We start from the raw sequence: 17,985 nt of genomic DNA, 5'->3' as shown, positions 1-17,985 counted from the left end.
CCCTGGTTACGCTGCTGCTCAAAGCCCGGCCCTCGCCAGCGCGTTGACGGCGGCAGCCGTCATCGCCGAACCGCCCATGCGGCCACGCACCACGGCATAGGGAATGTCGTGGGTGGATTCCATCAGGGCTTCCTTGGATTCCATCGCGCCGACGAAACCGACAGGCATGCCGATGATTGCCGCAGGGCGGGGCCAGCCGGCATCCAGCATTTCGAGCAGGCGGAAAAGCGCCGTTGGCGCATTGCCGATCGCGACCACCGAGCCTTCCAGCTCGTCCCACAGATCGAGCGCGGCGGCCGAGCGGGTGTTGCCGATCGTTTTTGCCAGTTCCAGCGTGCGGCTGTCGCGGAGCGTGCAGATCACCTGGTTTTCCGCCGGCAGACGGGCGCGAGTCACGCCATGGGCCACCATTTCGGCATCACAATAGATCGGCTTTCCGGCGCGCAGCGCGCCGCGGGCGGCCTCGACGAAATCGCTCGAAAAGCGAAAATGCTGTGCCGCTTCCACCAGACCGCAGGCATGGATCATGCGCACTGCAATATCGGCCTGTTCCTCGGTAAAGGCGGACAAATCGGCCTCGGCGCGGATGATCGCAAAGGACTTTTCGTAGATCGCATCGCCTTCGCGGATATAGTCGTAATTCGTCATGGTCGTCCTGTGGCAGCCGCTGCCAGTCGCGCGGAACCGATCCGGGCAAGGCAGTCGGCAGAGTTTTCGCCCGGCCGTCGTTCGATCCTGACAAGATCGGAAAGCCGGCGAAGCGTGGCGTTGGTATCGGCAAAATCGGTGAAAGCAAAGGGTTCGCCTGACGCTTTTCCCTGCGCGATCAGGGAAACACCGGCTGCGGTGCCGCAAAGTGCGAGCGCTGTGGGTTCCGGATGGGCGCAGCCCTTGGCGCAGCCGGTGACATGCAGCTTGAACGATCCATCGAGCAGGTCGCCGCACTCGGCCGCAGCCTCGGCAGCAATGTCATGGGTGGCGACGGTTGCCGAGTTGCAGGCAGGGCTGCCGGTGCAGGCGGCAATGTGGCCGCGCGGATCGCTGGCCGAGGTGATGAAGCCGTTTTCGCAGGCGAAGTCCTGCAGCGCCTCGCAGGCATTTTTCGGGCCGAAGAAAAGCAGTGCGTGATCGAGGGCGGGCTTGAGGGATCTTATTCCCAGGCGACTCGCTTCGTCGCACAGCGCAATCAGGTCTTTCGCGCGAGATTGTCCGAAGGCCGGGCCGATGCCGATCGCATGGAGGCTATCAGCTAGAGGGTAAAAGTTGAAAGGCGAGGATGGGGCCGTTGCCGCATCCTGCGCCGTCATGCTCGGGCTTGTCCCGAGCATCCGCAACGGATCGACGGGCGCGACGCCAGCAGATCCTCGGGAGAAGCCCGAGGATGACGTTGAGAATGCGGTCGCCTCTTTGTCTAGCGTTGGGCCAAAGCTAAGATCACGTCCGCGTGCCTTGTTTCCCAATGCTGCGAGCCGTCTAAGCAGCGCCAAAACAGTGTCGACAGCATGTGTTTCACGTAAAACATTGATAACGCGACCCGATTGCTCGGTGCCGCCGAGAAGCAGCTTCCACTCAGTCTTGCTGACCGCAACAAGACGAATATCCGCCAGGAGGTCCGACAGCCTGAGCTGTCCCGCGCCATCGATCACAACGGCCATTTTCGGCGCGAGGCCGGTGATCTCCCGCGCGCCTTTGCGGATGGCTTCCGCGATCGGTCGCGGATCGACAATCTCGCTTTCATCCATTCCGGCCAGCGGCGGCACTTCAACGGCCAAGCCGTCGCGCAGCGCCAGGTTCATTGCCCGGACGTCTGCATCGAGCCGCGGAGCCGAAGTCTCGCTCAGGCCACGGATCTGCAGATTGCCGCGGGCGGAGATGTCGATCATGCCATTGCCGTGCATCAGCGCCAGTCGGCAGATGTTCGCAAGCTCGACCGGCGAAATCGCCTCGACGAGCGATATGCGAGCAAGCAACCCGTCGCCGGTCATCATCGGCGTCGACAGGGCAGGGCAGACGCCGCGCCGCATGTCCAGTGTCGAGCGGTCAAGGGAGAGTGCTGTCATGCGACCTCCTCATCAACATTTCCAGTTCCGCATCCACCGCGTTGCGGCGCGGATGCCAGAGCCCGCGGTTCAAAGCCGAGCGGAACCGTTCGCCCATGTAACGCGCGCCCTCAGGGTTCTGCGCGAGCAGAAAATCACGCACCGTCTCGTCGCCCAGATAGGCGTCATAGGTGGCGTCGATCAGCGATTGCGGGATCGCGTGGGTCGTCTCGGCAAAGCCGATCAGGCGGTCGACGGTTTCCACCAGTTCAGCGGCCCCGCGCGGACCATGGCGCATCTGGCCGGCAATGAAGCGCGGATTGGTGGCGCGGGCGCGAACCACGCGTGTCACCGCCTCGGAAATCGAGCGCGCCCTAGGTTTTGCAGGATCGGTCGTGTCGAGCGTGATCACATCCGCCTTGCCGCCAAGTGCTGCTACGGCCGCCGAAAAGCCGCCAATGAAGGCTACGTCGGCAGAACCGTCCAGCAGGTCGCGGCCGGGATCGTCGCCGGTATGGACCAAAAGGTCGGCCGTGCCTATCCGTCCGGCGAATTCGCCGGGCACATGGCTTGCCTCGCCATCGGCACCGCTGAAGGCATGGCTGGTGGCGTCGAGATAGATGCGGCCAAGCTCTTCGCGTTCGACCCATGAGCCATCGGCCAGCTTTTCCTCGATGCCGGAGCCGTAGGTGCCCGGGGCGGAGCCGAAAATGCGGGCCGGAACGGCGCCTGCTCTTTGCGTCTCTTCCGCCAGCGGATTGTCGCCCGGGGCTTCCTCCCGCGCGGCAATCGCTCGCATGGCGGCGTCGAGCAGGGCGATCAGCGCCGGAAACATGTCGCGGAATAGGCCGGAAATGCGCAGCGTCACGTCGACCCGCGGGCGGCCGAGTTGTGCCGGCGGAAGAACCTCGATGCCGGTCACGCGGCCGGTTGCGGCGTCCTGCTCCGGCCGGGCACCCATCAGCGCCAGAACCTGCGCCACTTCTTCGCCACCGCTTCTGAGAGATGCGCTGCCCCACAGATCGAAGACGAGGTTTTTCGGCCAGTCGCCATGGTCCTGCAGGTAGCGGCGCAGGATTTCGTCGGCGGCGCGTTTGCCGAGCTCGAAGGCCGTCGGTGTCGGCAGGGTGCGCGGATCGCTGGCGAAGAGATTTCGCCCGGTCGGCATCACATTGCGGCGGCCGCGCGCCGGCGCCCCGGAGGGGCCGGGACGAATGTGCTTTCCGTCCAGCGCATCCAGTAGCGCCTGCCGCTCGGTTTCGGCGCTGGCGACCCGTAACGGATCGTCGTCGCCTTCCGCCACCTCTCCGAACACATGCTGGCCATCCTTGATGGCAAAGTCCTTCAGGTCGCAGAGAAAGGCATCGATGCGGGCAAGCGCCGTATCCGGATCGTCGTTGCGGGACACGCCGGCATCGGTGGCGATCGTCGTGTCTCTGGCGGCATCGACGATCAGCTTTGCCAGCCGGTCACGGCGGCGGCGGTCCAACCCGTCGGCCTGCGCATATTCGTCGACCAGCAGTTCCAGTTTTTTCTGCTCGTCCGAAAGGCCCGCTCCGGTCAGAACCGGCGGCAGATGGCCGATGGTGACGGCGGAGATGCGCCGCTTGGCGACGGCCGCTTCGCCCGGATTGGAGACGATGAAGGGATAAATCACCGGCAGGCCGCCGGTAACGAGTTCCGGAAAGCAATCCTTCGACAGCGCCACCGTCTTTCCCGGCAGCCATTCCAGCGTGCCATGGGCGCCGACATGGATGATCGCATGGGCGCCGAGCGCGTTGCGCATCCACTGGCCGAAGGCGGCCAGCGCGTGACGCGGCGGCAGGTCAGGGCTGTGATAATCAGCGCGACGATCGGCATTGCGGCCGCGATCGGGTGCGAGCGCCACGGTGATGTTGCCGAACTGCGCGGCGCGGAAACGATAAGCGCCGTCTTCGATATCCTCATCGTCTTCAGGCGTACCCCAGGCGGCATCGGCACCGGGTGCCGGAACATAGTCCGCTATCGAAAGGGTGCCGGTCTTTTTGCTTAGGCGATCCAGCAGATCACGTGGTGTCTCGGGAATGTCCGAAACCGAATAGCCCGCTATCGAAAGATCCCGCAGCATGGACAGCACGCTTTGCGGTACATCCAGCCCGACCGCATACCCGGTGCGGCCCGGCGCACTCGGATAGTCCGGCAGCAGGATCACGAGCCTGCGCTCGGCTCGCGGCGCCATCTTCATGCGCAGGAAGGCGGCAATCCGCTCTGCGACCTGCTCCACCCGGTCGGATTCGGGCTGATTGACGAGATTGGCGGAGTTGTCGCCGTCCTTGAAAGAGATCGCACCGGCCAGGATGCGGCCGTCGAGCTCCGGCAGAACGACATGCATGGCAAGGTCTGCCGGGTTCAGCCCGCGCCTGCCTTCCGCCCAGCCTTCGCGGCGGGTGGTGGCGACGACGATCTGGAAAACCGGGATGCCCGTCCGGTCGAAGAGTGTTTCGCCCTTGTCGTCGGCGCCGCTGGCAAAGGCGGTGGTGGTCAGAATAGCGGCGGGTGAAAGCTCATCAATTGCCCTTTCGACAAACGCAATCGCATCCGCATCCTTCAAACCGCTGACGAAGATGGGGACCGGAGCAAAGCCGCGAGCTGCCAGTGCCTCGAATAGCGCATCGATCGGTGCGGCGTCATTGGCGAGCAGCATGGAACGGTAGAACAGGATCGGCAGTCGCGGCGCATCTGATGCAAAATTAGCAATCAGGGTGTCGCGATCAACAATGCCTTCGCCAGGCTGGTAGAAACCGGCTTTCGGCATGGGATTCGCCGTCGGTAAAGCATCCGCGTCGCCTCTCGCCAAGGCACCCAGCCTCTTTGCCAACAGCCGCATATTGTCCGGTCCGCCCTCGCGAAAACAGGCGAGGATGCCGGACAGCTCTTCTTCGGAAACCGTCGAAGCGGCGGCCAGCCGCTCGTCGCGGATGCTGCATTCGCCCGGTAGCAGCGCGAGCGCGATCTTTCTCCGCCTTGCCAGCCTCGAAAGCTCTTCGACGCCATAGGCCCAGCGGTCGTAGCCGCCGAGAATGCGTACGAGGATCACCTTTGCATGCGCCGCGGTCTTTTCCGCCCACAGGTCGACGGACATCGGATGGCGCAGGTCGGATAGGTTGGTGAGGGCGAGCGTAGGTGGCGAAATAAAGGAAGTCCCCTCCCCAACCCCTCCCCACAGGAGGGAGGGACTTTCATTGCCATGCTGGCCGTCTGTGTTTGCCGAAGGGGAGCCGCGAGTCTTCTCCCCCTTGTGGGGGAGATGGCCGGCAGGCCAGAGGGGGCGTTTTCGTGGTTGGGAGCAGAACCCCACCCAGCCGCAATGCCGTTCAAATCACTGCCGGAAAAGGACAGCACCACCACATCGGCCGGGGACTGGTTGAGGTCGACCGGTTCGATAAGGTCGTCGAGCGACGACGATGTGGTGGCGAGTATGTGCATCCTTTTCCTTTGTATTCCGCAATTCCAGGAAAACCGCTTCGCACTTTTCCTGGAATTGCTTGGCGTGCCTTCAGGCCGCCAGCATCTTCTCGATCGCGGCGCGGTCGATGCCCTTTTCCCCGATCACGACGAGGCGGCTCTGGCGGGTTTCGCCGGGCGCCCAGGCGCGGTCGAAATAGTGGTTCACACGCGATCCTACAGCCTGAACCTGCAGGCGCATCGGCTTGTTCGCGACGTCGACGAAGCCCTTTATGCGCAGCACGTTTTCCGCTTCCGCCGTGGCGGCAATGCGCTCGGCCAGCGCTTCCGGGTCGGTCACGGCGGCCAGATCGATGACGAAGCTGTCGAAATCGTCGTGATCGTGATCTAGCTCGTCGTCGTGATGGGTCTTGCGGTTCTCGATATCGTCCTCGACGGCAAGGCCAAGCCCGATCAGCACGCCCGGATCGACGGCGCCATTGGCGGCCGGCACGATCTTTACCGCCCGCGGCAGGTGCGCCTGAACGCGGCCCTTGGCGGCGGCGAGCGACGCCTGGTCGAGCAGGTCGGTCTTGGTCAGCACGATCATGTCGGCGCAGGCGACCTGATCCTCGAAGACTTCCTCGACCGGATCGTCGTGATCGATCGAACTGTCGGTCTGGCGCTGAGCTTCCAGGGCATCATGGTCGTCGGCGACACGGCCTTCGGCCAGCGCCACGCCATCGACGACGGCCACGACGCCGTCCACCGTCACGCGGGCCTTCACGTCCGGCCACTGGAATGCCTGCACGAGCGGCTTCGGTAGAGCAAGGCCGGAGGTCTCGATGAGGATGTGGTCGACGCGGGGCTCGCGGGCGAGAATCTGGTCGATCGCCGGTACGAAATCGTCGGCGACCGTGCAGCAGATGCAGCCGTTCGCCAGCTCGATGATGTTGTCGTCCGGGCAGCTCTCGATGCCGCAGCCCTTCAGCACTTCGCCGTCGATGCCGACATCGCCGAATTCGTTGACGATGATCGCCAGCCGCTTGCCGTCCAGCTTCTCGATCAGGTTGCGGATCAGCGTGGTCTTGCCGGCGCCGAGAAAGCCGGTGACGACGGTGCAGGGGACCTTATCGAACTTGGGGGCGAAATTTTCGCTCATGAAGGCATGTCCTCGTGGTGGTGGAATGGGGAATGCGGGCCGTCATGCCCTTGCCGCGAAGGCATGATGGACGGCCGCGAAGGGGAAGGAAGCCGCGCTCGTCCTCGGCCAGCATCATGGCGCCGGTAACGATGTCGTCGACATTGTCGGTCGAGAGATGACCGAAGACATAGGACCAGCCGGAACGGTGGTTGAAAGCAGCACTCGGGCTCTTCTCGCAATTGGCAAGGCAGGTGACCGGCTTCACCGCGAGTGGCTTGCCTTCCGCTGCCTGGCGCAGAGCCTCCATCAGGCCGATGCCCGGGCGGGCTTCGCTGTCGGTCGCCTCACGGCAATTGGTGCAGACGAAGATCGTCACATCGACTTCATCGGAAGCCGATTTTGATATCTCTTTTGGCACTTCATTCGTCATCGGGCCGCAAACCGTCGGGTCTTACAAATCCGGGGTGCGCGGCAGGCGGGCGAACCATCCTGCAGTGGAAAGCGAAGCTTCATCCGAGGCACCCCGCCCGGAAAAGCATGTGTCTGAAACGGCAGGTCTCCTGGCTCGCGGGTCGTCGCCATCCGCCTGCCTTCCCGGAATTTTCCAGTGGCGTCTTTGGCAGGATGGCTCGCCGCATACAGTTGCGGGGGCAGCCGCGGCATTGGGTCTGAGGGAGATGGATTCCCGATACCCGCACCGCATTCTCTCTTAGCCCCTGCCGTTGCCGGCAAGGGACCGTCGTATGGGTCCAAGTAAGCGCTCCGGCGTCGAACTGTCAATGTCGCAAAGGCGATTGCCCGTGCGGCGAAAGTGTCTATAGTGACAGTGTCTTTGGTGCCCGATAGGGTTTTCCCATAAGGGAGATCAAAGGGAATGCGGTGCGACGGATCTTTCGTCAAACCCGCGGCTGCCCCCGCAACTGTAAGCGGAAAGTCTTCGCCCAAAACGGCCACAAGCCGTGACGCCACTGGAGAGATCCGGACAAGGATCAACCTGGGAAGGCGGGCGAAAGCGCCCGATCCGCGAGCCAGGAGACCTGCCAGGGACGAGAGGCACTCTAGAACGGCCCTCGGGTGGAGGGCAGAAGGACAGGTCCATGGTTACGAATTCTGCTGCGGGAGCAGTCAGCGTTTCCGCATCGAAAATCATTCCTCTCAGCATGACGGCCATTCTTGGTCTGTTCATCGTCGGCTTCGTGGGGTTCTCGCATCTGGAAGTGGTCCACAACGCCGCTCACGATACGCGCCACTCGCTGGCTTTCCCCTGCCACTGATTTTGCAGGCAAACGAAGAGGAATTCCCCAATGTCGCTGTTTCGTAACATCGTCTTCACGGCGGTGGTCGCAGGGCTTTTGTCCGGTCTCCTGATGACCGTGATGCAGAGTTTTTCCACCGTCCCGCTCATCCTTGCGGCGGAAACCTATGAAAATGCTGGCGGCGAAGAGGCCGGGCACAGCCATTCGCATGACGCGGCGCCCGCTGCGGGCACTGCCGCGCCGGCCGCTGCCGATCACCATCACGACGAAGAAGCCTGGGCACCGGCCGACGGTTTCGAGCGCTTCGCCTATACCGCGGCTGCCGATGTTCTGTCGGCCATCGGTTTCGCCCTCGTCGCCATCGCCATTGCGGAAGCGCTTGGCGGCTTCGGCGGATGGCGCGGCGGCCTGATGTTCGGCATTGCCGGCTTCCTCACCGTCAGCCTCGCCCCCGGCCTCGGCCTGCCGCCGGAGCTGCCGGGCATGCCAGCCGCTGAGCTTGGGCCGCGCCAGGTCTGGTGGATCTCGACCGCCGTCTGCACCGCTGTCGGCCTCGGGCTGCTCGCCTATACCCGCTCGGCGCTGCTTGCCGCTCTCGCCATCGTGCTTCTCGTCGCACCGCATCTTGTCGGCGCGCCGCTGCCGCCGACCCATGAGACGGCCGTGCCGATCGAACTGCATGCCCGCTTCGTCAATGCCGTTTATGCCACGAACCTCGTGTTCTGGGCGGTGCTCGGCGCGCTTGCCGGTGTGTTCCGTCAGCGTTTCCGTGCCGGCGAAGACGTGCCGGTCTCTTCCGCGGGGCTTGCAGCGCGGTGAAGGATATCGATCAGACCGCCGAAGAACGCCATCGCGCCAAGATGGCGAACCGCAAGGCGGTTCAGGATGCCGAAGTCGCGGAGAAGACCCTGGAAAAGGGTCTTCTCATCGTCCATACCGGCCCCGGCAAGGGTAAGTCGACCGCAGCCTTCGGGCTGGCGCTCAGAATGCTCGGCAATAACCGCCGCGTCGGCATCGTGCAGTTCATCAAGGGCGCTTGGTCGACCGGCGAACAGCCGGCACTCGCCGTCTTCGGTGATCGTGTCGTCTGGCACACGATGGGTGAAGGCTTCACCTGGGAGACTCAGGACTTGAAGCGCGATATCGCGGCGGCGAACAAGGCCTGGGAAAAAGTGCTGGAATTGATGGCCGACGAAACGATCGCCCTTCTCATCCTCGACGAGCTCAATATCGCCCTGCGCTATGATTATCTCGATCTCGACAATGTCGTTGCAACGCTGCAGGCTCGCCGTCCCGACCTTCACGTCGTCGTCACCGGCCGCAATGCCAAGCCGGCGCTGATCGAGGCGGCCGATCTCGTCACCGAGATGACGCTGGTCAAGCATCACTTCAAGGCGGGCGTAAAGGCCCAGGCCGGCATCGAGTTCTAAGACATGGCTGCCCGATCTCTCATGTTTCAGGGAACGGGCTCCGACGTGGGCAAGTCGCTCATCGTCGCCGGTCTCGCCCGCGCATTCACCTTGCGCGGGCTGAATGTCATGCCGTTCAAGCCGCAGAACATGTCGAACAACGCCGCCGTCACCGCCGATGGCGGGGAGATCGGCCGCGCCCAGGCGTTGCAGGCCCGCGCGGCTGGCGTGCAGCTCAGCGTCCACATGAACCCGGTACTGTTGAAGCCGCAGAGCGATGTCGGCTCCCAGGTCGTTGTGCAGGGCAGGGTCGAGGGCAATGCCAAGGCTTCCGAATACCAGAGCCTGAAGCCGAAGCTGCTGTCGCGCGTCCTGGAGAGTTTTGAAATCCTCCGCGCCAAGGCTGATCTGGTCCTGGTCGAAGGTGCTGGCAGCGCTTCCGAGATTAACCTGCGCGCCAATGACATCGCCAATATGGGCTTTGCCCGTGCGGCTGACGTGCCGGTGGTGCTGATCGGCGATATCGACCGCGGCGGCGTGATCGCCAGCCTCGCCGGGACCAAGCTTGTCATCGACACCCATGATGCGGAAATGATCCGCGGCTTTATCGTCAACCGCTTCCGTGGCGACCCGACGCTGTTTGCTGAAGGCATGGATCTGATTTCGCGCTTTACGGGCTGGCAGTCGATCGGGTTGCTGCCGCACTTCCCCGATGCGGCACTTTTGCCTGCTGAAGATGCGCTGGGACTCAACCAATCCTTTGCGCGCAAGCCGGGTGCGAAAATCCGCATCGCGGTGCCGATTTTGCCGCATATTTCCAATTTCGACGATCTCGACCCGCTGGAAGCGGAGCCGGAGGTGGAGCTGATCCGTGTCCGCCGCGGCGATGTTATCCCCGGCGATTGCGATCTCGTGCTGCTGGTCGGCTCAAAGGCGACGATCTCGGACCTGGCAGCACTTCGCGAGGCTGGGTTCGACATCGATATCAAGGCCCATCACCGTCGCGGCGGCCGGGTGCTCGGTCTTTGCGGCGGCTATCAGATGCTCGGCCGGACACTGTCGGATCCAGAAGGCACGGAAGGAGCGCCCGGTTCGGTCGAGGGACTCGGCCTGCTCGATGTCGAGACAGTGTTGTCGGGCGCCAAGCGACTCGAAGCGGTTCGGGGCACCAGTTCCGACGGCATTTCGTTCTCCGGGTATGAAATGCATATCGGCCGAACGTCCGGTGCCGATTGTTCGCGGCCGTTCTCGACGATCGATGGCCATGCGGAAGGTGCATCCTCTGCGGATGGCCGCGTCACCGGCACCTATGTCCACGGCCTGTTTTCCGACGATCGACAGCGTTCCGCCTGGCTCACCCGCCTTGGTGGCTCAGCTTCTGCTTTGGACTACGAGGCCAATGTCGATGCCATTCTCGATCGGCTTGCCGCCCATATGGAACGGCATCTCGATCTCACCGGGCTGCTTAGACTTGCAAGATGAGAAGCGCCAGCACGCCGAAAAGGCCGATCAGCAGCATGTCGGCGATACGGGCGATCTTCAGCGCATCGTAGATGTCGTCATAGGTGAGCTCGGTTCGCCCGCCTTCGCCCATATAGCCCGCCTCGATCATCTGGCCGCCATAGCTGCGCGGGCCGGCAAGGGCTATGCCCAGCGCACCCGCCATCGCCGCCTCCGGCCAGCCGGCATTCGGCGAGCGGTGGTGTTTTGCATCCCGGCGGACCGCCTTGATGGCATTGGCCGGCGATGCGCCTCGAACAAAGTAGGCGGCCAGGACAAAAAGTGCTGCGGTGAGCCGCGAGGCGGGCAGGTTGATCACGTCATCGAAACGCGCCGCGGCCCAGCCGAATGCCTCGTGGCGGGGCGAGCGATGGCCGATCATGCTGTCAGCCGTGTTGGCCGCCTTGTAGGCAGCACCGCCCGGCAATCCGCCTATCCCCATCCAGAAGGCCGGGGCCACGATGCCGTCGGAAAAATTCTCCGCAAGGCTTTCGATGGCTGCCCGGCAAACGGCGGCCTCGTCAAGCTCGTGGACATCCCGTCCCACGATCCTGGAGACGGCCTGGCGTCCGGCCGTCAGTCCGTGATGCTTGAGCGAGGATGCAACGTCCCTCACATGCCGCTCAAGGCTTTTCTGGGCCGGAAGGCTGGCTGCGACGAGAACGAGAAGGATCGGACCCAGGGGAAGGGCCAGAAGCATGCTCTGCAGACTATAGGAAATCAGGATGACCGCGCCGAGAATGACGGCAAGTGCTCTGATGCCCATGTTCTTGCGACTGGCGAAGTCATCGGTTTCAAGGTTCCATCGCCGGTCGAGTTCGGATATCAGCCGGCCGATCCATGTCACCGGATGGCCGATCCGCTTGAACAGCCAGTCCGGATAGCCGGTGAGGCGCTCCACGATCAGCGCGAAGAATGCGAGAAGGAACATGGCAGTGGCGATCTCTGATTTGGGCGATCCGATCCAGCACGGCGGCAATCTGGCCAAGGCGCGCGCTGTTTCCTGAAGCGCCCGAGCCGTGGATCGACCTTTCGACCGGCATCAATCCGCATTCCTATCCCCATTCGCCAATCCCGGCCAATGTTTTCGCGCGCCTGCCGGAGCCGGATGTAGCGCAACGCCTAAAAGAGATTGCTGCCCGCGCCTATGGTGCGCCGTCATCCGCGCATATCGCGGCCGGCCCAGGTACGCAGATCCTGCTGCCGATCGTCGCCGGCCTCGTCAGCGGCCGGAAGGCGGCGGTGCTATCGCCGACCTATGCGGAACATGCGCGAGCAGCGAAGCTCGCCGGTTTCGAGATTACGGAAACGGGCGAACTGGATCATCTCGCGGAGGCCGATCTTGCCGTGGTCGTCAATCCCAACAACCCGACCGGACGAATCGTGCCGAAGGCGGATCTGCTTTCGCTTGCCGCCACCATGCGCGCGAAGGGCGGCTTGCTGGTCGTCGACGAGGCCTTCATGGATGTATCTGACGCGGAAAGCGTCGCCGCTATGGTTGACGAAGGCGGTCTTCTCGTCCTGCGCTCCTTCGGCAAATTTTATGGCATGGCCGGACTGCGGCTCGGTTTCGCTATCTCGCACCCGCAAGTCGTAGCTAGGATCGAAGACAGGTTAGGTCCTTGGGCCGTGTCGGGACCGGCGCTGCATGTGGCAAGCGAAGCGCTTGCCGATACGGTGTGGCAAGACCGGATGCGTGATAGCCTGAAGGCCGACATGGCTCGGCTCGATAATCTGTTTGCTTCCAAAGACATTGCCATCTTTGGCGGTACGTCGCTCTTCCGTTTGGTCCGAGATCCGCGTGCCCGGGCTCTGTTTCATCATCTCGGCAGCCGAGGCATTATCACGCGTCGGTTCGACGAGCGACCGGACGATCTGAGGATCGGACTTCCCGATGAAGATGGCTGGCCTCGTCTCGAAGACGCGTTGAAAAGTTTTTAGCCGGCGAATTTATCACGCCACGCAACCTGTGCATTCGGCACCGGCAATGCCGTCGCTTCGTATACTCCCCGAGCCACGGCACGCGCCGTCACCAGCGTCGCCAGATGGCAGAGTTCGGCGAAAGCGGTCATGTCGCCGAGCGGCTTTGCGCCGGTCGCAGCGGAAAAGATCGTGTCGCCGTCGCCCGGAAGGTGGGCGGGGAGCACCGCGCGCGCCAGGCCGTCATGGGCCATGATCGACAGCCTATGCGCCTGCGCCTTGGTCAGCGCGGCGTCGGTGACGATCACTCCGATCGTCGTCGCTTTCAGTTTCACGCCCTTCATCCGAAGCGCGGAGTGATCTTCGGTGAATGTCTGCGGCAATCCGAGGCCGCCAAATTCGCCATTTCGCTCGAATGGGGCTGCCCAGAAATGTGGTCCGTCACCGACGGTCGCGGCGCCCATGGCATTGACGGCGAGCAGGGCCGCTATCTTGTGGCCCGAGGATGTCATGGCGCTTGCCGAGCCGATGCCGCCCTTGAAGGTCGCGGTTGTGGCGCCTGTTCCGGCGCCGACTGTGCCGAGTTCGAAGGTACCTTTCCCGGCAGCTTTGAACGCGTCGTAGCCCATATCGCGATAGGGTGAATGCAGGCCCCAATCCTTGTCGCCGCCATTTAGCAAATCCATCAGGATCGCCTGCGGCACGATCGGAACCTTCGCGGAGCCGACCGGAAAACCGCGGCCGATCTGGCGCAATCCCGCCTGCACGCCACCGGCTGCATCCAGCCCGAAGGCCGAGCCGCCGGAAAGCACGAAGGCATCGACCGTCTGCACCGTCATGGCAGGATCGAGAAGCGCCGTATCGCGCCCGCCCGGCGCGCCGCCGAGAACCGAGCCGGAGGCAATCGCCGGCTCGTCGAAGATGATCGCCGTGACGCCCGAGCCAAGCACGAGATCGGTGACATGGCCAACGGCCACGCCCTCGATATCGGTCAGGAGATTCAACAGCGCCACGACGGTATCACTCAGGCGATATCGAACTTGACGCCCTGCGCCAGCGGCAGGGTGCGACCGTAGTTCAACGTGTTGGTTGCGCGGCGCATGTACGCCTTCCAGGCGTCGGAGCCGGATCTGCGGCCGCCGCCGGTCTCTTTCTCACCACCGAATGCGCCGCCGATTTCAGCACCAGAAGGTCCGATATTGACATTGGCAATGCCGCAGTCGGAGCCACGGGCGGAGACGAAGGTCTCGGCTTCACGCATGTCGTTGGTGAAGATCGACGACGAAAGGCCCTGCGGAACGTCGTTATGCAGGTCGACCGCTTCGTTGAAGGTCGAATATTTCATCACGTAGAGGATCGGCGCGAAGGTTTCTTCCTTCACTGGACCGGCCTGGGCCGGCATTTCGACGATTGCCGGGCGGACGTAATAGGCGTCGCCCGCTTCGCTATCGAGCACGCGCTCACCACCGACGACCTTGCCGCCAGCAGCCTTCGCCGCATCGAGTGCCGACTGCATCTTGTCGAAGGCGGCCTTGTCGATCAGCGGGCCAACGAGATTGCCGTCGGTCAGCGGCGAACCTATCGTTACAGACTGATAGGCCTTGGCGAGACGCGGCACGAGCGCGTCATAGACGCTGTCATGAACGAAGAGGCGGCGCAGCGTCGTGCATCGCTGACCGGCCGTGCCCATGGCCGAAAAGGCCACGCCGCGCAGGGTGAGGTCGAGATCCGCCGTCGGGGTGACGATCGCGGCATTGTTGCCGCCGAGTTCGAGGATCGAGCGGGCAAAGCGCTGGGCGAGCTTCGGGCCGACTTCGCGGCCCATGCGGGTCGAGCCGGTGGCGGAGACCAGCGGTACCTTCTCATGGTCGACCAGTGCTTCGCCGATCTCGCGGCCGCCGATCAGAAGGGTCGACAGCTTCTTCGGTGCGCTGCCGCCATCGGCGACATAGCGGGCCAGAGCCTTGTCGAAGATCGCCTGGGTGGCGAGCGCCGTCAGCGGCGTCTTTTCCGACGGCTTCCAGATGGTGGAATTGCCGCAGACGATGGCGAGCGCTGCATTCCACGACCAGACGGCGACGGGGAAATTGAAGGCGGAAATGATGCCGATGGCGCCGAGCGGATGCCAGGTTTCCATCATCCGGTGCTCGGAACGTTCGGTTGCGATGGTGAGACCGTAGAGCTGGCGGGAAAGACCGACGGCAAAATCGCAGATGTCGATCATTTCCTGCACTTCGCCGAGACCTTCCGACGTCACCTTGCCGACTTCGATCGAGACGAGACGGCCGAGTGCTGCTTTGCCGGCGCGCAGTTCCTCGCCGAGCAGGCGGATCAGTTCGCCGCGCTTCGGTGCGGGCACGAGACGCCATTCGAGGAAGGCTTCATGGGCGTCGTCGATCGCCTTTTTCGCGTCCGCAGCGCTGACTTCCGGCAGCTTGCCGATCTCGGTCCCGGTGATCGGCGAGTGCACGGTCAGCGTACCGCCCTTGTACTTGTTGGAGGCGACGCCGAGATCGGTGAAGATCTTGTCCACTTCGGCGGCGAGGTCGAGTTTGGCGAGCGTCATTGATGTCTCCGGGGCTTTTGAATTGCGTGGTCAATCTACAAATCGGCGGGCGTTTCGCAACCACTTCGCCGACAAAGGTTTGCGCTCAGAAGCGCTCGCCGGTGAAGTGGGCGATCTGGGCTCCGGCCTCGTAATAGGCCTCCCTGGCGGTTCGAAAACCCTGTTCCTTCACTTCCGTCAGCGGCAGGGGCAAATCCTGTTCGCTGATCTCGCCGAGGATATGGCGGGCCAGAACCTTGCCGAAATTCGTGCCGGGCGAGATGCCGCGGCCGTTGTAGCCGGAAAAGCCGATAACGTTCCTGCCGAACTTGTGGAAGCTGGGCAGGGCATTGTCGGTCATGCCGATCTTGCCATACCACTCGGCCTCGAACTCGACGTCGCCCAGTTGCGGGAAAAGCCGCTTGAGAGAACGACGCGCCCAGGCCTTGTGAACGGATAGACCGCTGCCGCGCAGCGCGCCGACCGAGCCGAAGACGAGCCTGCCAGCCTGGTCCATGCGGAACGAGGAAAGGATTTCCTTTGTATCCCAGCAGCCTTCCGAATTGGGCAGGATCGAGCGGCGCAGGTTGGCGGATAGTGGTTTGGTGGCGAGGTTGAAATAGGGCAGGTGGACTTGTTCGCGGCGCACCTCGACCCAAGGGCCCGTCGAGTAGGCGTCGGTGGCGACGATGATCCAGTCGGCGGAAACCTCGCCGCGCGCTGTCCTGACGATTTTCCTGCCATTGGGTTCGGCGGTGCCGATGACCGCGCTGCCGGTGTGGAGTTCAGCGCCCGCTTTCACCGCCGCATGAGCGAGGCCGCGTGCATAGGCAAGCGGCTGCAATGTGCCGGCGCGCATGTCGAGCAGGGATCCGGCATAGGCTTTGGTGCCGATCCTGCGTTCGGTCTCGGCGGCATCGAGTATCGTCACCGGCGCGCCGCGCTTTTGCCACTGGCGAGCGCGTTCCTCAAGCTCCGTCATACCCTCGGCGCCCACGGCACAATGCAAGGTGCCACTGGTCTCCAGCTCGCAGGCAATGCCGTGCTTTTCGATCAGTTCGCGGACGAAATAGGGGCCGTTGCCGAGAAGGTCGAGCGCTCGCTCGCCGTAATGGTCGCCAAGCTCCTTCGGAAAGTCGTCGGGCATGACCCACATGCCGGCATTGATCAGTCCGACATTGCGGCCGGCGCCACCGAAGCCGATCTCGGTCGCTTCCAGAAGCACAACATTGGTGCCGCGCTCGGCCAGATGCAGCGCAGCCGAAAGTCCGGTATAGCCACCGCCGACGATCACCACGTCGGCTGAGACCGATCCTTCCAGCGGAGACGTCACCGGTGCGGGCGGCGCGGTTCTTTCCCAGAGGCCATGGGAGCGCGGATCGTTGAGCATGGAAGTTCCCGGATTTTATCGTTGCGACGACTTTACAGAGGCGATTTCCCGGTGAATATCGACATGTTCTCAACAGGTCATTCGCTGGAGGAATGACATGCTGCCCCCAAGGCGGTTCCTGCCATCCTTTTCGCTTCTGGCTGCCTTCGAGGCCGCTGCCCGCACCGGCAGCGTCACGGCGGCCGCCAATGAACTCGGCCTGACCCAGAGCGCCGTCAGCCGGCAGATTTCCGCGCTCGAAAGGCAGCTCGGCGTTGCGCTCTTCCTGCGCGAACGCCAGACGATCCGGCTGACGATTGCCGGTGACACCTATGCCCGCGAGGTGCGCGAGGCATTGCGGCGCATTTCCAGCGCCTCGCTCAACCTCAAGGCCAATCCGGCGGGCGGAACGCTCAATCTCGCGATCCTGCCCTTTTTCGGTACGCGCTGGCTCACCCCGCGCATCGGCAGGTTTCTCGACCAGCATCCGGGCATGGTGGTCAACCTCATCACCCGGCTCGAACCCTTCGACTTCCGCTTCGATACGCTCGATGCGGCGATCCATTTCGGTGTCGCCCGCTGGCCGGGCGCGGCACTTACCCTGCTGATGGAGGAGGATGTCGTTCCGGCCTGCAGCCCTGCCTTCCGGAAGCGGCACGCTCTGGTAGAGCCGACGGATATGCTGCGCGCACCGCTTCTGCACCTCAGCACCCGGCCGGATGCCTGGGAACTCTGGCTTTCGCGGAACCATGTTCCCTTCGACGCGGTGCAGGGCATGCTGTTCGATCAGTTCGTCACTATGGTGGAAGCGGCGCTCGCGGGCCTCGGTGCCGCGCTGCTGCCGCGCTTCCTGATCGCCAAGGAGCTGGAGGAAGGCCGTCTGGTCCACGCGGTCGATGCCGAGCCCATGCCGACGGGACAATATTATCTCGCTTATATGCCGGACCGCGCCACCTATCCGCCGCTTGCCGCGTTTCGTGACTGGATGATGCAGGAGATCGGCGCCGACGCGCTTGCGTAGCCGGGCGGCATCGGCCAATAGTCCGGAATGATCCTCTTTGCGATCGCTCATGCGATCCGACCGACGGGAAGACATCGATGAAGCCCATTTTCGTCCAGCTCCGCTGCAAGCCGGGCAAGACCTATGAAGTTGCCGACGAGATCTACAAGACCGAGCTCGTGTCGGAACTCTATTCCACCAGCGGCGACTGGGACCTGCTCCTGAAGATCTATGTGAAGGATGACGAGGAGATCGGTCATTTCGTCAACGAGAAGATTGCCTCGATACCCAATATCGAGCGATCGCTGACGACGATCACCTTCACGGCATTCTGACAAGCATTATGCCGACAAAAAAGCCGCCTTTCAGGGCGGCTTTTT

15 protein-coding genes, 1 pseudogene and 2 riboswitches are annotated in these 17,985 nt (G+C 63.3%); of the genes and pseudogenes, 7 read left to right on the top strand and 9 right to left on the bottom strand.

Features of this window, described 5'->3' with window-relative positions:
• Window positions 1–18 precede the first annotated feature (18 nt).
• From N7E02_RS14575 to N7E02_RS14555, 5 genes are all read right to left on the bottom strand, one after another.
• A complete protein-coding gene (locus tag N7E02_RS14575; protein ID WP_286582765.1) occupies window positions 19–648 on the bottom strand; it encodes a precorrin-8X methylmutase in 630 nt (209 codons plus the stop codon).
• Entirely contained in the window at window positions 645–2,060 is a 1,416-nt protein-coding gene (gene cobG / locus N7E02_RS14570) for a precorrin-3B synthase (protein ID WP_286582763.1), read from the bottom strand. The genes N7E02_RS14575 and cobG overlap by 4 nt, the downstream gene beginning before the upstream one ends.
• Window positions 2,041–5,160, bottom strand: a complete 3,120-nt coding sequence (gene cobN / locus N7E02_RS14565) for a cobaltochelatase subunit CobN (protein ID WP_374730695.1) — start codon at window positions 5,158–5,160, stop codon at window positions 2,041–2,043. Before cobN ends, cobG begins: the two co-directional genes overlap by 20 nt.
• A gap of 414 nt (window positions 5,161–5,574) precedes the next feature.
• Entirely contained in the window at window positions 5,575–6,624 is a 1,050-nt protein-coding gene (gene cobW / locus N7E02_RS14560) for a cobalamin biosynthesis protein CobW (RefSeq protein ID WP_286582761.1), read from the bottom strand.
• The gene (locus N7E02_RS14555) at window positions 6,593–7,024 is read right to left on the bottom strand and encodes a DUF1636 family protein (protein ID WP_286582760.1); all 432 of its coding nucleotides are present in this window, start codon (window positions 7,022–7,024) and stop codon (window positions 6,593–6,595) included. Before N7E02_RS14555 ends, cobW begins: the two co-directional genes overlap by 32 nt.
• Before the next feature lie 115 nt (window positions 7,025–7,139).
• Window positions 7,140–7,362, bottom strand: a riboswitch (cobalamin riboswitch).
• Between the two features lie 72 nt (window positions 7,363–7,434).
• A riboswitch (cobalamin riboswitch) is annotated at window positions 7,435–7,665 on the top strand.
• Window positions 7,666–7,703: 38 nt separating this feature from the next.
• On the opposite strand from N7E02_RS14555, the gene N7E02_RS14550 reads away from it, so the two are divergent.
• Genes N7E02_RS14550 through N7E02_RS14535 form a run of 4 tightly spaced genes read left to right on the top strand, consistent with a single transcriptional unit; the run spans window position 7,704 to window position 10,753 of the window.
• The gene (locus tag N7E02_RS14550; RefSeq protein ID WP_093001747.1) at window positions 7,704–7,880 is read left to right on the top strand and encodes a CbtB domain-containing protein; all 177 of its coding nucleotides are present in this window, start codon (window positions 7,704–7,706) and stop codon (window positions 7,878–7,880) included.
• Between the two features lie 30 nt (window positions 7,881–7,910).
• On the top strand, window positions 7,911–8,681 hold the full coding sequence (locus tag N7E02_RS14545; RefSeq protein ID WP_286582757.1) for a CbtA family protein: 771 nt from the start codon (window positions 7,911–7,913) through the stop codon (window positions 8,679–8,681).
• Window positions 8,682–8,722: 41 nt separating this feature from the next.
• Window positions 8,723–9,292, top strand: a complete 570-nt coding sequence (gene cobO, locus N7E02_RS14540) for a cob(I)yrinic acid a,c-diamide adenosyltransferase (protein ID WP_286583833.1) — start codon at window positions 8,723–8,725, stop codon at window positions 9,290–9,292.
• 3 nt (window positions 9,293–9,295) lie between these two features.
• Window positions 9,296–10,753, top strand: coding sequence for a cobyric acid synthase (locus N7E02_RS14535; protein WP_286582755.1), 1,458 nt, complete (start codon window positions 9,296–9,298; stop codon window positions 10,751–10,753).
• Here N7E02_RS14535 and cbiB read toward each other — a convergent pair.
• Window positions 10,737–11,702, bottom strand: a complete 966-nt coding sequence (gene cbiB / locus N7E02_RS14530; protein ID WP_286582753.1) for an adenosylcobinamide-phosphate synthase CbiB — start codon at window positions 11,700–11,702, stop codon at window positions 10,737–10,739. The genes N7E02_RS14535 and cbiB overlap by 17 nt on opposite strands.
• Here cbiB and cobD point away from each other — a divergent pair.
• Window positions 11,701–12,712: pseudogene (gene cobD, locus N7E02_RS14525) on the top strand (threonine-phosphate decarboxylase CobD). The gene cbiB and the pseudogene cobD overlap by 2 nt on opposite strands.
• On the opposite strand, the gene N7E02_RS14520 reads toward cobD, so the two are convergent.
• From N7E02_RS14520 to N7E02_RS14510, 3 genes are all read right to left on the bottom strand, one after another.
• Window positions 12,709–13,698 carry a P1 family peptidase gene (locus tag N7E02_RS14520; protein WP_286583831.1) on the bottom strand — a complete coding sequence of 330 codons (990 nt, stop codon included), beginning with the start codon at window positions 13,696–13,698 and terminating at the stop codon, window positions 12,709–12,711. The pseudogene cobD and the gene N7E02_RS14520 overlap by 4 nt on opposite strands.
• 17 nt (window positions 13,699–13,715) lie before the next feature.
• Window positions 13,716–15,257 carry an L-piperidine-6-carboxylate dehydrogenase gene (gene amaB, locus N7E02_RS14515; RefSeq protein ID WP_286582750.1) on the bottom strand — a complete coding sequence of 514 codons (1,542 nt, stop codon included), beginning with the start codon at window positions 15,255–15,257 and terminating at the stop codon, window positions 13,716–13,718.
• 85 nt (window positions 15,258–15,342) lie between these two features.
• Window positions 15,343–16,626, bottom strand: coding sequence for an NAD(P)/FAD-dependent oxidoreductase (locus N7E02_RS14510; RefSeq protein ID WP_286582747.1), 1,284 nt, complete (start codon window positions 16,624–16,626; stop codon window positions 15,343–15,345).
• 97 nt (window positions 16,627–16,723) lie between these two features.
• On the opposite strand from N7E02_RS14510, the gene N7E02_RS14505 reads away from it, so the two are divergent.
• Window positions 16,724–17,626 carry a LysR family transcriptional regulator gene (locus N7E02_RS14505; RefSeq protein ID WP_286582746.1) on the top strand — a complete coding sequence of 301 codons (903 nt, stop codon included), beginning with the start codon at window positions 16,724–16,726 and terminating at the stop codon, window positions 17,624–17,626.
• Window positions 17,627–17,703: 77 nt separating this feature from the next.
• Entirely contained in the window at window positions 17,704–17,940 is a 237-nt protein-coding gene (locus N7E02_RS14500) for an Lrp/AsnC ligand binding domain-containing protein (protein ID WP_286582744.1), read from the top strand.
• The last annotated feature ends 45 nt before the right edge of the window (window positions 17,941–17,985 follow it).

It is taken from the genome of Terrirhizobium terrae, assembly GCF_030323265.1.
In the GTDB taxonomy this organism is placed as follows: Bacteria; Pseudomonadota; Alphaproteobacteria; order Rhizobiales; family Rhizobiaceae; genus Neorhizobium.
This window is presented reverse-complemented; position numbering and strand designations above follow the sequence as displayed.

What these genes read in the sequence shown, in the direction of transcription:
- cobO (WP_286583833.1), top strand. Translation starts at nt 8,723, where the DNA reads ATGGCGAACCGCAAGGCGGTTCAGGATGCCGAAGTCGCGGAGAAGACC.
- N7E02_RS14500 (WP_286582744.1), top strand. Translation starts at nt 17,704, where the DNA reads ATGAAGCCCATTTTCGTCCAGCTCCGCTGCAAGCCGGGCAAGACCTAT.
- N7E02_RS14535 (WP_286582755.1), top strand. Translation starts at nt 9,296, where the DNA reads ATGGCTGCCCGATCTCTCATGTTTCAGGGAACGGGCTCCGACGTGGGC.
- amaB (WP_286582750.1), bottom strand. Translation starts at nt 15,257, where the DNA reads ATGACGCTCGCCAAACTCGACCTCGCCGCCGAAGTGGACAAGATCTTC.
- cobW (WP_286582761.1), bottom strand. Translation starts at nt 6,624, where the DNA reads ATGAGCGAAAATTTCGCCCCCAAGTTCGATAAGGTCCCCTGCACCGTC.
- N7E02_RS14505 (WP_286582746.1), top strand. Translation starts at nt 16,724, where the DNA reads ATGCTGCCCCCAAGGCGGTTCCTGCCATCCTTTTCGCTTCTGGCTGCC.
- N7E02_RS14575 (WP_286582765.1), bottom strand. Translation starts at nt 648, where the DNA reads ATGACGAATTACGACTATATCCGCGAAGGCGATGCGATCTACGAAAAG.
- cobG (WP_286582763.1), bottom strand. Translation starts at nt 2,060, where the DNA reads ATGACAGCACTCTCCCTTGACCGCTCGACACTGGACATGCGGCGCGGC.
- N7E02_RS14545 (WP_286582757.1), top strand. Translation starts at nt 7,911, where the DNA reads ATGTCGCTGTTTCGTAACATCGTCTTCACGGCGGTGGTCGCAGGGCTT.
- N7E02_RS14550 (WP_093001747.1), top strand. Translation starts at nt 7,704, where the DNA reads ATGGTTACGAATTCTGCTGCGGGAGCAGTCAGCGTTTCCGCATCGAAA.
- cbiB (WP_286582753.1), bottom strand. Translation starts at nt 11,702, where the DNA reads ATGTTCCTTCTCGCATTCTTCGCGCTGATCGTGGAGCGCCTCACCGGC.
- N7E02_RS14510 (WP_286582747.1), bottom strand. Translation starts at nt 16,626, where the DNA reads ATGCTCAACGATCCGCGCTCCCATGGCCTCTGGGAAAGAACCGCGCCG.
- cobN (WP_374730695.1), bottom strand. Translation starts at nt 5,160, where the DNA reads ATGTCCGTCGACCTGTGGGCGGAAAAGACCGCGGCGCATGCAAAGGTG.